The organism is Helicobacter baculiformis (assembly GCF_900197685.1).
Taxonomy (GTDB): domain Bacteria; phylum Campylobacterota; class Campylobacteria; order Campylobacterales; family Helicobacteraceae; genus Helicobacter; species Helicobacter baculiformis.
The window spans coordinates 1-17,275 of record NZ_FZMF01000021.1 but is presented as its reverse complement, the minus strand read 5'-3'; the positions used below and the strand labels follow the sequence as shown (position 1 = coordinate 17,275).

Below are 17,275 nucleotides of genomic sequence, written 5' to 3'. Positions count from 1 at the left end.
ACCTACACACCTAAAGCGTTCTATGACCTTCTAAGCTCAATTTTCTCATCTCAAAAGCTAAAGGGGGGGGGGTGTGGGGGGTCTTCCCCCCACAGACAAAATATGTAAGCAGTGCGCTAACACTGCATTCCAATTTGATCCAGGTTCAAGTGTTTTTTTTCAAAAAAAACTACGACTCACGGGCGCGCATGCACGGGCGCGTTTTTTAAAAAGTTTTTTTCTTATAGTTTTTCATGTATATATTGTTGCGCGAGCGCTTTTTAACTACAAATTCGGGGTTTTTTAACTACAAATTCGGGGTTTTTTAACTACAAATTCGGGGAAAATGACCCTTTTATCACTACAAATTCTTTCTTTACCACATTTTATTAAAAAATGTGGTACAATCACCAAAGTTTAGTTCTTAACCTTAAGTAAAATGTATTGAATTGGTTTTTGACTACAAATTCCGCTAACTAAAAAGCAGTCAATGGATAAAGAGCACCCCATTTATCAACGGCTCAAGTCTCTAAAAAGCGATTTGGATGGGCTTGTGGCCCTAGAAACACAATGTTATGGGTATCCAGATCTCACTGAAGAATTTTATCCCACAAAAGTCCAAATCATTACAGAGTTAGCAAAAATCGTTTTAGCTAACAAGTGGGACAGCGACAACACAGAGGGGGTGATCACTTCACAAGAGGCGATACAACGCCTAGAACACTTCAACATCATAATGACAACCCTGCAAGAAAGCCTAGATAACACAACAAATCCCAATTTAAAAGAGCACTTCAAAAAGGGTATTAAAAACTGCATCGCAGACATGCAAAGTACTTTAACCACATGGAGGAAAGCGGAATACAGAGACCCAAAAGACAAGCTACAGGACCTAGTGGTTGTTACAGAACTTCCACAATTAATCATCAAACAACCATCACAAGAACCCCAACAAACCCAACTCCAAGAAAACTCACAAGAACAGACTAAGGAAATCATAGCGAAAGAACAGCAAAGAGCTTCAGTTCTCACAACAAAAAAGTCAGAAGTAACAGCTATAAAAGACTTAGTTTCAGTGGATAAAACCCCCACAAAAATCCCTGTTTTGGCAAAAGATTTGAACATCGCTAATAGGGGGCAAATTGTCATCCATAACAATTTTTACAAGGTTAATTTAGGCACATTGGGCGAGCTTGAAAACAACTTATTTTTTAGTCTTTGCAATCGCTTAAAAGACAAAAAGGACACCATTATTCGCTTTAGCCCTCAAGAGTTAAAAGCTTTGGCTGGTAATCCGCACATGGATAACAAGAGCTTATATAAACTAACCATCGACCTTTTTAACAACATAGCTGGGGCTAACTTTGATCTAATCAAAATGCTCGATGATGAGAAGGTGCAAAGAAGTAAAGTCATGTTTTTTAGAAAATTTGAGGTGCAATATGACAAAAATAAAACCATTGAATACCTAGATATTCAAGTCAATGATCCTTATTTTACTTACTTACTCAACGACTTAAAGGCAAATTTCACGAGCATGAAGCTCCAAACTTTTGTAGATTTAAGCGGTAAGTATGCTAAGAATTTATTTAGACTTTTGGAGCGGTTTAAGAACAACACTAAGGATGGTATCTTTGAAGTGTATAAGTATGAGTACAACATAGATGACTTTTGTGCTTTTATGGGTATTCCAAAAGACTTTAGAAAAGATAACATCGATAGCCGTGTAATAAACCCTGCCATTAAACAACTCACGCAAAAAACCCCAAAAAACCCTCTTGAACCCCCCTACAAGTCAATCAAGGTGATCAAAAACAAAGCCAAAACCCGGGGCGGTCGGGTGTTAGGTTATACCTTTGAGGTTACCATAAACCCCGCCATGCAAGAGCTAGAAAAGATGCAGGAGAGCTCCAAAACTCCCCTTAAACGCTTTAGCAAAAGGGACATCAAGACTCTTGAAAAAGCAATAGGCTCACGGGGCAGTCTTGTTGTGAAAGACAAAGGGGATAAAGACTTCACCTTCAGCGATGCCATGATCGAGAGCATCCAACCTAGCCCAAAAACTAAAAGAATCTGTGTACTATTTAGAGCGAATGGGTTTTTAAACCCTGAGATAATAGAGGTGATTGCTCTGTATAGAAAACATATAGAGCTGTTTCAAGTGAGTGGCAATGAGTACATGACTCTTGTGTTTGAAAACATTGAGGAGTTAAAAGACAAATTTTTAAACACCGCTCACAAAAGTAGCAATGCTAAAGCCACAAAAGCTTCTCCTAAAACAAACACACCCACTACAAGTGCATCCACAAGTGCAAACCAAAATACAGAAATTTTTGTCTTGCAAAAACCCATGCCAGCAAAGGGAGGAGAGTTAGTAGCAGATTGCAAAAATGGCAGACTTTACATTTTTGAAAAAGTGCAACTTATCGCTAAGATCAAAGATGCAGAACAAGATGTCTTAGCACTTTTTAAAATTCTTAATCCCACAGATACAGACCTAGAAATCGCCAAACGCCATCACAGAGTAAAGAAGGAGATAAACTTTTTTAAAAGAGCAATCCCGGAATGTGATGCTCCCGACTATTTTACCTACACTTTTAAAGATAAAAGTGATATGGACACATGGTGGCTTAAAAACATGTTTGTCTAAATCATCTGCGATAGTCAAGCAAACTCAACCTTGCCCAACACAACTTTAACAATCCTAGAGCATTTTAACTTCAAATATCTTTAGTCCTAGACTAATTCAAATGCTAAGTTTTGAAGATGATTGCACAGATCAGCTTTGAACATAGACAGCACTCATAACACTCCACCGCAAACAAAATCTCACATTTTTAAATTTTTTATCATGTATTAGCAGTATGTTTGCGTGTGTGTATGTTTGCAGTAATACATCTTGCATGTAAAACAAGTCGAAGGTATTGGTGGTGATACAACATAGAACACACCACTTAATACACATATAAGCAAAAATAAATCCCATTATCCAAAAATAAGTTTATTTTACACCAGACATGTTAAACTTAAAGACATAGATAACTAAAGCCCCCACGGCGTTTGAGGGGCAAATTTTTCAAACAAGCTTGCGTAGTGGTTTGCCTTGCAAATGGAAAATTTGCAAATTTTCCATTACCTTACAGGTATCGTTCGCAAGCTCACTATGGAAAATTTGCCCTACGGGGCTATGTGTTGTATAATGCAATAATAATTCTTTAAAGGTTTTTAAATGCAACCAACTGAAAATACAGAGAATACACTTGTAAGTGCATCTACTACATCTGCTAATCCTAGAAAATCAAAACCTGTGCGTGAGATGAATACTAGAGAATTAGCAGGACTGATTGAGAAAACAAATAAGAAAATCAACAAACTATTAACACAGCGCAATGACTTGCAAAAGAAGATACAAGCAAGCTTGGATAAGATTGACAAGGAGCTCACCAAATTAGAGGCAATACAGATAGAAGCAAGCAATGCGCTTGCTAATTCAACCAAGAAATGCCAGCAAGAAAGACAAAAACGCTTGAGTTAATCAATGGGTAATATTGCTTCTATCAATTTTAAACCCACGAAAAATATTGTGCAGACAGCGCATAATGATAGAAGTGTTGCCCCTAATTATTTGCTAGAAAATGGCGGATTAGGTATAGAGTGTAGCAGAAGTGCTAAAGAAGCATCAGCCTTAAGAGATGCCATCGTATTAAAAGCAAGTGAGGCATATTTTCAGCACAGAAAACAGAGATTTCGTGCCAAGAGCTATTTATGGAGTGCTGTTGTTAATGTTAAAGACACAACCACAATGCAGGATTTAGAGAATCTAGCTAAACATTTCAAGGAAAAATACAAGTTTCAGTGCTACCAGATTGCTATTCACAGAGATGAGGGGCATATAGATGATGAAGGCAATATCCGTATCAACCACCACGCCCATTTGGAGTTTGTAACCCTTGATGAGCATACTGGCAAGAGTATGTACCGCAAGCAATACATCACGCCAAAAGTAGCTAGAGATATGCAGACAGAAGTGGCTAATATCTTGGGTATGGAGCGTGGAAAGCCTGTCAGAGATTACTTTGATGAGGAAGGTAACCTAATTAAGGGTACTGGTAGAAAACGCATTGAACCTAGAGCCTATGGGCAGTTAATAGCAAAAGCTAACCAAGAGCACAAGCGGATAGATAATACACTAAGAGATGAGTTGGCAAAGATAACAGATCAGTACAACATTTACCACAAAGGTTTTAGCAATTTGGCTAGAAAAACTCTTGAATTTATGGGGCTAAGAACTCGAAATATTTGGGAGGAAGTAACAAAGGATAAAGATACTTTTGCGCAAAAAGTCAATGCTATGGTTGATGCCGTTGTGGCTTCTATGGATGAATACATCAAAAAGCTTCAAACTAGCAACAACACTCTAGCAAACACTAAGCAATGGCACGATATATACTTTGCGGGCTTTAGTAGGCTAGTTGTAGAAACCCTTAAAGATATAGGCACAGATTACAATGAAGTTTGTGCTAAAGCAGGGTTAAATCCTCAATATAACAACCCCGATGAATTTAACGCTAGAGTAGAAGCTATTATATCTGTTGTGTGCGATCACATCAAAGAGCTTACAGAGCATCTTAATGCCATTTCTCAGACAATCACCCCACAGGATAAGCAACTCACACCCGCACAGATCAAAGAGATTGTCATTGCAGAAATACAAAAGCTTAGAGATTTGAATCACACGCAAAAGCAACAATATCAGCAAACCTTAGAGGCAAAGGACAAGAGCATAGACGAGCTTGTCCAAGAAAACCAAGCACTTAAAACCAGCAACTCAGCCTTAAAGGCAACACTCATAGACCTGACCGCATTCTCAACCACCAAGAGTAAGAAACTTACAGCCAAAGAACTTAAGGCACTTGCAGGTGATGTGAGAAAGCAAATGATTGCTATTAATCAGAACTTGGGGGAACACAAGCTTTTTACTCAACAGGACTATATGGCAGTGCGTGCCTTGATAGAACAAGGACTTACCTTTGAGAGCTTCAGTGATGCTATTGCACAGATAGAGCAGGAGGCTAAAGAGCGTTATGAGAAAAACCTAGAGAATAGAGAGGGGAAACTCAGTCTAGCACTCAATAAAGCCTTAGAAGCTAGAGAACAAGAACTTAGGCAAGAACACGCTGAAGAGTTAAGGGATAAAGAACAAAAGCATACTAAAGCCTTAGAGGCTAAAGATACAGAACACGCCCAAAAGATAAAAACTCTCCAAGAACAACATACCATAGCCCTTAAAAAAGCTCAGGAACAAACAACAGCTACAATCAAGCAATACGAGGGTTACCTAAGTCCAGAGCAAGTGCAAATTAAACGATTAGAGGAGTTAAAAAGCCTCTGTATTTTAGCAGGTGTAGATAGCAAAGACATACCTCAAGAGGTCAATGAAGCTAGAAAGAGCCTTGAGACAAACATTAAACAATTCAAGACAGATTTAAGCGCACTTTGCGAACTTGCAGGCGGAGGGAAATGGAACGCACCCAAATACGCTAAAAAACACCTTGAGAGAAGCATTCAAGAACTCAAAGCTCAAGCAGACAAGAGCAGAGAGCTTGCCACAGAAAACCAAAAACTCACCACTAGGGCAGAGAACGCTGAGACTAGGGCTAATAATGCCGAAGCCACCAAGACTAAACTAGAAACGCAAATACAAGCCAAAGAGAAAGAGCTCACTCAAGCTACTAATGCCAAAGCAGACCTAGAGAGTGCTATCAGCACTGCTTATGCTACATTGACTAACACGCAAGAGCAAGAAAGCAAGCTCACAGCCCTAGATAAGCTCAAGGCGATCATTCAAACACTTAAAGAACAAACTAATGCCCTAAGCATTCCACAGGAACAAGAAACCAAAACCCAAGAGCAAGAGAATGTAGTAAAAACAATGCAACAAGAAGCCCAAGAGTTCTTTGAAAACTACTACAAAGAACACAAGGGTGCGATCTTGCATGGCTTTGTGTGCAGAGAATGGGTGTTTTGGATGGATGATGCTAATGGCATGAGGTTAAAGGCACACCTAGAGAGAGCAACAGATGATGAGTTGATCCAAAACTTAAAAAGATTGTCTTTTGATAATTTAGAGCAAGCAAACGATAAATTCAACGCTTGTCTATATAACTCTGGGTGTTCTGCACAATCTCTAACTTGTATGCCTCGCTTGTATTCACCCAAGACAACAGATTTTCTTTTTTGTTTGTATGACACACTTGCTCCTAAAGTCCCTGAAATCAAATTTGAGCAATCTGCACCCCAAGCAATGCTAGTAGACTTGGAGAGAGAAACTTTCAGCATTATTGCTGAAATAGCTAAGAGAAACCCTGTAAAAGCTACAGAGATGACTACAAGGTATATGGACATTACAAGTTACTCTATAGATCGGCTAGCAGAGTTTAATCGGTTTTTAAAAGATGAACTTTTGGAATTACGGCAAAAGGGGATGCAAGGGAGTGAGGGGAAGCATAAGTAGAGATATACTCGTATCTTATGACGATCTTGTATCTGTTGAGCTTAGTTTCTTGTGTGCAATGCTACAAAAAATACTACAATGCACTAAAACATAACGCAATCTAATAAATACGATGCGAAACAATAAATTTTGTGGGTGATTAAATGAAAAATACCAAACTAGTTTTGTTTTTCTCTCAAGAAAGACTGGATTCGTATGAGAGCATAGATGCACATTTTAACAACCTTAGACTGATTGGTAGGATCACACCAAAGTTGGCGATCATCGAACTGATTTTACGCAATCTACTTGACTTTGAAAAACGGCAATCTTCTAGTGATTGGCTCAGACATCACGCAAATAGCAAGATTTTAAGCAAAATTCAAAAACTCGAATCAAATGGAAAGCTCACACACACGCAACTTCTTTCAAAAATGTCGTTAGGAGAGATCATCACAATAATAAACGAGAATGTTTGTGTACGGAGCAAGATTTTTGCTTTACAGCATTTTGATTTTAAGAAATACGAGTCAAGCAATAGGAACTATTATATAAACACACACAAAAAGACAAAATTTAACAATGATAATAAGGCTGAGATTGTGATGTACTTAGTTCTTAGTATCCGCAACCGCTGTTTTCACTGGGAAAACCTACTCAAAACTAGAGTCAATAAGGGCAAGACATATCCTCGCATCACCACTAAATTCAGAGAAACAATCATTGGTGTTGCACCACAGAACATAGAGCTATTTTTAGATGATGTCCTAAAGAGCTTTGATGCAGAAATACTAGACCTAATAGCTAAGAGGTAATCCAAAACAAAGAGAAACACACGAAAGGTGGGCAGAAGTCCGCCCTCGAATTCGCCCACATTGTAGCACAAACTTTGACTATTTCTCTTAATCAAATCATACATTCACCATTATTGACTTTTCTTGCCATAATAAACTCAAGTCTATAGAACAAACAACATTGGCAGCGTGAAACAAAACAAGAGCACTTATTGTCCTGCAAAACACCCTAAAAAATAGATCTGTTAGGGGTGATTTTTGTATGTACAAATGCCAATTTTTTGTATGACAAATGTATGATATTTGTCTATACAAAATCCTTCAAAGCACCTATCTTAGGGGTTTACCTCTACAAGATTGTACATACAAAGTCTTACAATTTGTATGTACAAATGTCATACAAGGTAAAATCTTGTACATACAAAAAATCCCACAAACATCTTAGGCTATAATGCTTGTATGACACAGTTTTTTCATTGCTTTAAGAACTCATGCCCATGTCTAAAGAAAATAAAACATCAAGATTAAATGTGCGTTTCACTCCTAGTGAATTAGAGCAGATCAAGCACAGAGCACAAGAGAGGGGATTAAGTATTTCTGAATATCTATGCTTCTGTGCCTTGCACCAACAGAATAGTGCGATGCAACAAGAGTTGCAAGAATTTCAGAGGCAACAGGAGACACTACTGCAAGGTTGGAAACAAGATTTAGAAGAAAAAGCATCGACTCAAATCCAAGAAGTGCGCTTGGAACAAGAAACAAAATTTAAGAAGTTAGAGCAAAAAGTTAAAATATGCCAAATCGGCATAATCACTTTAGCAATTTTTCTCACCATCACCATCGTCTTCATCATCTTCCTATTACTAGATAAGAGTCAAGAATCCCAAGCACAAGCGCAAGATAATAGTCTGCATTTGCAAGAGAAAGCAACCCAAAGACCTAGCCATCAATCCCAACAAAAGGGACAGATAAAGATTGAACAAAGGCTACTAAACCAGAAACTACAAAACAATACCCAGCCACAGCAACAAGGACAGGTGAAGTCTCATCAATCCAACCTTCAACTACAAGAGCCAGTGCAAGTGGAACAAAGACCATTTAATCTACAACTACGGCACGATACACCAATACAAAAACCACAAATGCAAGACAATGCTCAACTACACCCTAAAGAGGATATATCAAAAGAACTCATGGAGATTGGCAGGGAATTGCAAGAGCAGGAACGAGAAAAAACACACCAGTCTACCCAGCCTCCAGAGGAAGACAAATCTAAGACACTTCCTCTACAGACTTCACCAGATACTCCACAAGATTGGGATCATGTGCCATCTACCCCATAGATGCATTGATCCAAATACATAAAGCTCAGAGTGTTATGATCAAAACTCTTGTGAATATGCTGATGCAGAGCAGGGATGTCTACATTGATTCTGCATGGGATTGCAACCCAAACTAAGTGAATATGGGTTTAAAAATGACTTCATAGCTTGTTAAGAAAATCTTGAGCTAACTGTTTGACTTCTTCATCCCCTATTTCAACGGCTTTTTGGAAATACCTTCGGGCCTTATCATAGTCTTGTGCCACACCTTGACCATTTTCATATAGGACTCCCAAATTAAGAAAAGCCCTAGCAAATCCCATATCTGCGGCCTTTTGGAAATATTCTAGGACCCTAGAGTAGTCTTGAGGGATGCCATCACCATTGGCATACATGCAAGCTAAGTTAAAACAAGCTTTAACATCCCCCATGTCTGCGGCTTTTTGGTAGTATTCTATGGCTTTTTGGTAGTCTTGGGGGACACCTTGGCCGTCTCCGTATATGAGAGCCAAGTTAAAGCAAGCATCAGCATTCCCTAACTCTGCGGCTTTTTGGTAGTATTCTACAGCTTTGGAGTCACTCTGTGGCACACCTTGGCCATTGTCATACATACAAGCCAAGTCGAAATATCCCCAAGCATCTCCCATTTCTCCCGCTTTGCAGTAGTATTCTGCGGCTTTAGTATAGTCCCGTTCTACGCACTCACCTTCCTCATATAAAGAGGCCCAGCTATAGTGTGTATCTGCATCGGTATGTGAAATATCCCAACTTTCTAACCCTTTAAAATTTTGCGATCTTAGAGAGGTGAGATGATCTAAGATGTTGCTTAAATCGCTGATGGCACCAATATCAATAGTGTTTAAAGGGATCTTCTCATTTTTGAGCAGTTTTTTGAGTTGCCTTTTTGTCTTAGGAAAGTATTTTTTCGAACTGCTCATATACCATCTAGGGAGGGTAGTGAGCACCTTGCAGCCCTTAAACATTCTACCCATGCTCTTTACGCTGGATAGATCCCAATCATCTAAGGATTTGTCAAACTTGGCACATCCCCTAAACATCCCATCCATTTTCACAACCCTAGATACATCCCAATCAGAAATGTCATGATCAAAGTGGATCGCTTTACAAAACATGAATGCCATGTTATTGACATGTGACACATCCCAGCTCTCTAGCCCCCTAAAATTACGCCGTTCAAAAGCAGGCAGTTCGTCAAAATCAAAGGCAATATTGCCATCTTTACCAGGTTCTACATGGCTAAATACACAACTCAAATCCGTGATCGCGCTAATATCAATTGCGCCTAAAAGCACGCTATCATCTTTGACTAGCTTTTTAAGCTCCTCTTTTGTTTTTGGCGAAAAGGGTTTGGCATGGATTTTAGTTGCACTGGATCGCTTGACTACCTCTATCGTAGACACTTTTCCAAACAACACATCGACAGAGGTGTTAAGTGCTTCAAAAGCCCGTTCAAAATCTTTAAGTAGCTGGGAGTCGCAGGCATTCTGCCCTAGAGCGATCTGTGTTAGATCATTCACGCAGTTTTGGATCTTCTCTCTTTCATTTTTATATTCATCATCAAGCTTGGCAAGTTGTAACTTGATGGACTGTAGGATTTTATCGCTCTCCTCTTTATTAGTTCTTTCTAGGAGCAATTTTTCGCGGTATTTATCATAGACTTCCTCTTTTAGGGTTTTGAGAATATCTTTTTGGAGTGTGGTGTGCCTTTGACTAGCTATCCGGGTTAAAAATTCTTCAAGCCTGCATTTTTCAAAGCCATACTCGCATTGGCGTTTTGCACTATATAAACTAATACCCTCATATTCCATGCCCTTCTCTTCTAGAGTGCCTTTGATATGCTCTTTGACACGATCTAGATCCTCTTTGGGGCGCACATCTGCCTTATTCACCACGATATAGAGCTTTTTATTCTTTAAATCGAGTCCTTTTAAAAGTTCTATATCACTGCTGGTTAGAATGCCAGACTTGGCATCTGCGCTCACAAGCCATAGGATAGTTGATGCATTGGATAAAAATTCCTTAGCGATGTGCAAGTCATGGCCTCTATTAGTATTTCCATCTGGGTCATAGCCGGGTGTATCAATGAAACAAATGTCTTTGTAAAGCCTATTTTCAAAAGCCACCCCCACCACAATAAAGCGCAAACTACTTCTAAGACTTTTAAGAAAGTCAGAGCGCAAGGATTTTTTTGTATCATCTGGATCGGTATTGTGTGTGAACTGGTCTAGGATATTGGAGGTGATCTCGCCTAAATCCACGCGTGCGTTATGTTGAGAAATCCCTAGAATGCATTGTTGCTCCGCGTCCATCACATAGCTAGGCATGGCCGTCTTGGGATTTATGTGAATGGGCAATTTGCATTGCTTGTTAGAGAAGAAACTATTGATAAAGTGAGACTTGCCCGCACTAAAGCCCCCGCCCACTGCGATAATATGCTTCCTAAATAGCTCAGGACAGATGGCAACCATAGAGATTCTCTCTTCTAATGCCTGTAAACACTTGAGCACATCGCGCTCATTGGGGATAGAGATCCGCTTACCTAACTTTTTAAACTCTTGAAGGGCTTGATTAAAATGATCCAGTCCCTCGCCATGAAACTCGGCTCCTAAAATAGCGTTAAGGATTTTTAACTCCAGGGGTATCATTTAGAGGGCAAGCACCTCTTCTTTTAGAGCTTGGTAGCGCGCGATGCTCTCTTGTTGACTACCCATGTTTTTTTCTAATTGTTGGATTTGTGCCTGGTAAGAATCCACTAGCTTATCCCCGATTTTTGCACCCTTTAGCGTGTCCTCTAGGGCTTGGACAGCATGGTTTATGTTTGCATGAGCCTCATTGCCCAAGTTGTGAAAAAACTCGTGAGCCGCCTTTATGTACTTCTCACACTCACCATCCCCCACTATTTCGCCCCCTTGCTTCAACACATCGGGCAAATCAGAGGGGTAAGAGAGTTCGGGCAACTCAATGCGCGCGATCACGGCATACAAACTAGATTCAATGAGTTCGATGTCTACATATACCGAGTTTTCTTCACCCAACTCTTCACCTAAGTCATCAAACAAGTCTTTTTTAATAGTTTTGCGCCAGCCCTTGAGTCTATCCTTATATGCTCGATCCAAAGTGTTTTGGATTTCCAGTATGGTCTCCTGTAAGGCTTTGCGGACAGGCAAAGTTTTGAGGGTTTTATAGGTTTCTGTATAAACCTCTGTTTTATAGCGTGTATTCCGCAAATCAGCCCACAACTTTTTAAAAAACCAACTATCCCGCTCTGTATCCCTCTCTCTTGTTCCAGTTTCTGTTTTGATCTCCTGCGATCTCTCTAGGGCATGTTCAATTTTTTCAAGATATTTCTTAATCTTCTCTTTTAGCTCCTCTCCTAACTTCCCAGAGAATTCATTAGCCGCATCTACAAAGCTTGTATTTATGATTCTTTTTACCTTTTCCTTGATCTCACCTAATTTTGTGAGTTTTGTTTTGAGCGCATCTAGGTCTGATGTTTGGAGTTTATGGATTTGCGTTTGCAAGAGCTCGGCGATACCCTGTTGATATGCTTCTAAGCCCTCAAACTTGCTCTGCAAGGTTTCCTCAAGGGAGGCGATCAAAATCTCCTCCTTTTTGGCGCGCACTTGCTCCAAAACTTGGCGCACCTTGTCCATGTTGGCTAGTAATTCCAAATTGGATAGGGCGTTCTGCTTGTTTGAAAAAAAGTCTGGGTAGTCTTCTTGTAAATTTTCTAAGACTTTCTGTGCATTGGGGTCTTGTAAATGATCGTAATGATTGGCAATCTCCACGCCCACCCCTGAGCTAAAGATCACCTCAGATTTTCCAAACTCCTTGTATCTGGTGCTAAAAACACTCTGTTGTTGGCTATTGAGATTTTTTAATGCGCGCTCAATGGATTGGGATAGATCACCCCCCTCTTGGATTTCAGGGCTGAGGAGCACCGTATCAAATTGCGATGCGACAACACGAAATTCTTTAATGCCATTTTTTTGCTCAATCGTTTCAAGCAATTCTAAATCCCGCGCATTGAGAAATTGTCCGCTGGGGGAGATGAGAAAGACTACATCACAGGAGGCGATCAATTCCCTTGTGCGCTCCTCCCTAGAAACAATGGGGTCGTCCATGCCAGGGGTGTCAATGATCTGAACCTCTTTGAGTCGTTCCTCATTGAGCCGTAGAGTGATGGACTTAGTAAAGGGCATGTATTTGCCACTAGAACCTACATAGTCATTGAGTTGATTACCCAGCTCCTCATAGCTCTTGCATTTAAGGTTTTCTCGATCGGGGAGATTAGAGAAGTCAATCTTGCTTTGTTGCATTTGTTCGTATTGCTCGAAGTGAGCGCGCAAAGGATGGGTGCTAAATTCTTGAGTAGCGAGCTCTTCAGCCTCTTTATACAACTCCTCATCGCTCTTCTGGCACGGCACTTGGTTTTTCTGCCCGGCATCATGGCTCTGCCCGGATAGTTTTAAGCGCCTTTCTTGGTTCTTTTGTTTTTCTTGCTCTTCCTCTTGTTGTTGCTTTAATTTTTCGTATTGTTTCTCCTTAGCCTCCTGAAGATATTTTTGATATTGAGCGTGTTTTTCCTTAATCTCCGCTCTTTCTTTCGCCGTGTAAAAATTTACCTCCGCCTCAAAGCTTTCCCCATACTCTAAAATGGTGAGCGCAGCGGTCATGGGCGTGGCGGCTTTGGGTAAGATATTTTTACCCTGAAAAACCAACGCATTCAAAAATGAGCTCTTGCCCGCCTTAACTCGCCCTAAAATCCCAATCTTTAAATCCCGCTCTTGTTCAGCCTTCTTTTTAAAAATTTGCTCAAGCTTGTCGGCAGATTGGATTTCACATTCTTTTTCTAAGGCATCAACTCTTGCGTCCAACTCCGACCTATGCTCCTTAACAAAGTCCTCTAAGCGTTTAGCCTTGTTGACTAATTGAGGAATACTGATGTCTGCTACCATATTACTCCTTTAAGTACTGTTGCGATAGGTTTTCAAGGATTTGCATTTGCTCCTCTAAGGCACGCACACGCGCCTGAGTGTCTTGCTGTGGGTGCTCCTTTTGAGCCTCTTTAATCTCGCTTTGTTTTTGGGCAATTTTGTCGCTAAAGATCTGACCTGTTTGGGTGATGACATGGGCGATTTGCGTATCAAAATAGGCATTTAACTTAGGTCTGATTTGAGCTAGAATACTGGGGATCACCTGGTTGGCGATCTTTTCTCTTAGCACTTCCTCTTTTTTGATCTGTGTAAATTTTGAGAAGATACCCGGCAAAACCAACAAAAGTGCGTTCAAAACAGCCCCCACAATCGGTTGAGTTTTCAGACTTAATTTACCCAACTGGTAAGCCAGCGTTGTGGTAGCAACAGCGGTAGAAAGCTCGTTCTTAGACTTTGATTTATCCTCTTTCTTGTCCTCATGCTCTTGCTTTCGCATATCCTCTAAAGCGGTGATTGCCGCAAAACAGCTACTCTCTACAAAGCCCTTTAAGTGATCCGCCCAAGTTTGAATTTGCTCCATGTCAAAAGCCACACCCTGGATACTCATCTCAAAGTCCTCAATGACATCACAGCTGATTCCAATGAGTTTTCTTTGAATCGCCGCAAGCAATACCGGACGCACAATGTTGTTGATCTCTCTTTCTAAATCCCCACCATGTAAGATACTTTGCACTAGTAAGCTAGTGTTGCCCTCTAGGGCGTGTCGCACTTCACTTAAAACGCCCTCTAAATTCTGCCTAGCATAGCGACTTTGCACTTGAGCTAGAGCTTGCTCTTTCTGAGTTTGGATATGTTTGATCTCGTCTTGCAAAGAATCCAAGAGCTTTTGATTTTGCTCTTGTGAATTGTGTAACCCTGTAATAGCGGTCTGTAAACTAGAGTGCATATTGAAATAGAGAAGTTCTAAACGTGCATGGAAAATGCACTTGAAAAGAGCTTCCCTATCAATGCTTTGTAGAATTTGTTCGAGCACTGTCCCACCATTGCGGTGATCTAAATGAGTGATTTGCCCTGTGTACTTGAAGTATAAAGAGAGCTGTTGTGCAACAGCTTGCTTGATCTCCTCTAAATCACTAGGAGCGACTAAATTCGTCTTGCTAAGGGCTAGGCTGAATTGCTTATTAGCCCGCTCAATGCCTTCTAACTCACGCAGAAAGCTTTGGGTGATAATCTTCTCTGTAGCCGCACAAACTAAAGCGATGAAATACACCCCTCCCCCTCCTGCAGCACCATAGCGTAACAAGGCTTTATTGTGTGCTTCAATAGGGGCGTTATAACCGGGCATATCCACCAAGATTAGGGGTTCAATGGCTTGGAGTTGAGTAGAATTGAGAAACACTTTCAGATGGTTAAACTGAGAAGCTTGGGCTTGGGCGTGTGCTAGGTCTGCAAGAGCAAAACTAGTAACCACTCCCTCATCACTTACAGTCTCTACACGCTCGGAAGTAGAATACCTGAGCTCTGTGGCAATGGCTGTTTCAGGCGTGATAGCTACCCCTAAGATGTCTCTCCCCAAAAAGGCATTGAGCAAGCTAGACTTACCTGCACTAAAACCCCCAATCACAGGGATTAACAACTCTTGATGTTCTATCTCTGTCTGCAGAGTTTGTATATCGCTTTGCAACCCTTGCAAACACACTATTTCTAGGCTTTTTACGCTTTCTAGGAAGCGTAGGTAGTTTTGTCGCACAAGCATGTAAAATCCCCAAATCTTCATCTATCCTGCTAGGGCAAGACCACGAAAAACAGTCCAAATCCCCCACTTAGCCCACTTAGCGCATCTTCAGAAATCCACCATTAAACTAGAGAATAATAGCACAAGATACCAAATACCATAGGAGTTTCAATATGTTTAGAAGAACAATCCAAGATGTTCTGTCTGCAGAACGCTTAAAATCGTATACGAACATGGAGGAACATTTTAGAAATTTACAGCTCATTGCTAAAATCACCCCACATCTAGCCACCATTGAAATTTGCTTAAGAAATATCCTAGACATTGAAATGAAAAAGAAAAATCAAGATTGGATCAGGCAACCCCTAGATGAGAGTGAAGAGGACAAGAAAGTAGCAATGATACTAGAATATGCAAAGATAGAAGTAGAAAAGAGAGAAAAGAAAGGCAAAAGAGTTGAAACCGATGATGAAGGATTGAAACACTCTCAGTATCTCTCGCGCTTTTCGTTTGGTACCATTATCCACATTATTAAGGAGAGCAAGCTACAAAGTGAAATGCTCGATCTAAGCAGTATAGATTTTAACAAATACGATAAAAGCAATACGAACAATGCGTATTTAGAACAAAAACGAAACATTGAGAATCTGAACGCTCATAAGGTAGATGTGGTTTTGAATTTACTGCAGACAACACGCAACAGATGTTATCATTGGGAGAATATCCTAAAGGTCAGATATGGGAAGAGAAAAGGTGTGTTTCCGCGTATTACAACGTGGCTTAGAGGCGTAAAGATAGGCTTGAATCCAATGCAAATAGAGGTTTTCTTGGAAGACTTATTAGAAACAATCCATCCGGAACTGAACACAAGAGTACAAGAACCAAGAAAAAGCAAAAAGCGATCAAAAGAAATTAAAGAAGCAGACCCCTCGGCAGGACCCGAGAGGTGAGTGGAAATCCACACCGAATTTGGATGGTTGTATCCAAGAAAGTGTTAATTTTTGCTTAACTAAAATCTAAAAGAGCTGATCTTTGGAACTTGCCTTACTCGTATGATGAAGCAAGATAGAGTAGCCTAACCAGAAATCACTGAAGATTATCATGCAAGCTCCTTCAAAATCTCCTGAGCTCTTTGAATGTCTCCTCCACAGAGTCCACAGAGCAGGACGACCAAAGTATCGTCACGCTTGGCAACATAAAGACGATAACCAGGTCCTGTGTGGATACGCATCTCAAAGATAGAATCCACAATGTGTTTATGATCCCCGAAATGACCATAGGCTCGCAACACATCCAACCTTTCGATAATAGCTACCACAGCTGTAGGGTCTTGCAGGTCTTCTAACCACTGGTCAAAACAAAAATTGAAGAGTTTTTAACAGTCATGTGTCGTATTTCATCCCGCATCAACCTTGGCTTTGCGAAAACCGCACTCAAACACTCCATTAACTCCTAAAAATTTCTCCGCAATCATCATGACACCCTCAACCTATACCAAACCAAAGTCCAAAGGTCAAATCAAGTCTAAAAACCAAGAAAAAAGCACAAAAGATAACAAAACTAGAAAATTCATAAGCCAATCAACCCACTCAAAATCAAACATAGAGTTTCTAGCCCCATAAAGTTGTCATACAGCGCAACTTAGACAAAAACCATACCTAGACTACTCCCAACCTCAAAATGCGCTTAAAATCGATTTCTGAGCGTTTTTAGAGCATATAGCCAAAGAACCCTTCTACTCCCGAGCTCACCTAATCGCTAATCCCCTCCAGTGTCTTACCTAGCCCTACTACCCCAATCTCTTAAAATCTCATTTTCAAAGCCTATCTCAAACCATGTAAGCGTGTTGTAGAGTGTCTCCAATGTGCTATGCGCTGTGCCTTGTCTTCACTTCCAAAGCACACCTTCTCTCCACTCCACCTCAAAATACTTTCATAAACCCCTCTAGGAAGCTCTACAATCAACACAACACCCTCAACCCATCCAACCAACCT

9 protein-coding genes and 1 pseudogene are annotated in these 17,275 nt (G+C 40.4%); 6 read left to right on the top strand and 4 right to left on the bottom strand.

The window, feature by feature from the left end:
* The first annotated feature begins 469 nt into the window (after positions 1-469).
* The 5 genes from C6G87_RS04425 (at position 470) to C6G87_RS04405 (ending at position 8,609) form a co-directional block, all read left to right on the top strand.
* Positions 470-2,629 carry a replication initiation protein gene (locus tag C6G87_RS04425; RefSeq protein ID WP_104752327.1) on the top strand — a complete coding sequence of 720 codons (2,160 nt, stop codon included), beginning with the start codon at positions 470-472 and terminating at the stop codon, positions 2,627-2,629.
* 579 nt (positions 2,630-3,208) lie between these two features.
* Positions 3,209-3,514: a hypothetical protein gene (locus C6G87_RS04420; protein ID WP_104752326.1), complete on the top strand. Its 306-nt coding sequence runs from the start codon at positions 3,209-3,211 to the stop codon at positions 3,512-3,514.
* Between the two features lie 3 nt (positions 3,515-3,517).
* The gene (locus C6G87_RS08620) at positions 3,518-6,493 is read left to right on the top strand and encodes a hypothetical protein (protein ID WP_199767634.1); all 2,976 of its coding nucleotides are present in this window, start codon (positions 3,518-3,520) and stop codon (positions 6,491-6,493) included.
* Positions 6,494-6,636: 143 nt separating this feature from the next.
* Complete coding sequence (locus C6G87_RS04410) at positions 6,637-7,287, top strand: hypothetical protein (RefSeq protein ID WP_104752325.1); 651 nt, start codon at positions 6,637-6,639, stop codon at positions 7,285-7,287.
* Between the two features lie 470 nt (positions 7,288-7,757).
* A complete protein-coding gene (locus C6G87_RS04405) occupies positions 7,758-8,609 on the top strand; it encodes a plasmid mobilization protein (protein ID WP_104752324.1) in 852 nt (283 codons plus the stop codon).
* Between the two features lie 140 nt (positions 8,610-8,749).
* Here the strand turns inward: C6G87_RS04405 and C6G87_RS04400 are convergent, their stop codons facing one another.
* The 3 genes from C6G87_RS04400 to C6G87_RS04390 are packed head-to-tail and all read right to left on the bottom strand — an operon-like array spanning position 8,750 to position 15,323.
* Positions 8,750-11,254, bottom strand: coding sequence for a BspA family leucine-rich repeat surface protein (locus C6G87_RS04400; protein ID WP_104752323.1), 2,505 nt, complete (start codon positions 11,252-11,254; stop codon positions 8,750-8,752).
* Complete coding sequence (locus C6G87_RS04395) at positions 11,255-13,567, bottom strand: dynamin family protein (RefSeq protein ID WP_104752322.1); 2,313 nt, start codon at positions 13,565-13,567, stop codon at positions 11,255-11,257.
* Position 13,568: 1 nt separating this feature from the next.
* Positions 13,569-15,323, bottom strand: a complete 1,755-nt coding sequence (locus C6G87_RS04390; protein WP_104752321.1) for a dynamin family protein — start codon at positions 15,321-15,323, stop codon at positions 13,569-13,571.
* 131 nt (positions 15,324-15,454) lie between these two features.
* On the opposite strand from C6G87_RS04390, the gene C6G87_RS04385 reads away from it, so the two are divergent.
* Positions 15,455-16,231 (top strand): hypothetical protein, encoded by a 777-nt coding sequence (locus tag C6G87_RS04385; protein ID WP_199767633.1) that lies wholly within the window; start codon positions 15,455-15,457, stop codon positions 16,229-16,231.
* Positions 16,232-16,380: 149 nt separating this feature from the next.
* On the opposite strand, the pseudogene C6G87_RS04380 reads toward C6G87_RS04385, so the two are convergent.
* Positions 16,381-16,626, bottom strand: a pseudogene (locus C6G87_RS04380) (type II toxin-antitoxin system RelE/ParE family toxin); the annotation flags it as partial.
* Positions 16,627-17,275 lie beyond the last annotated feature (649 nt).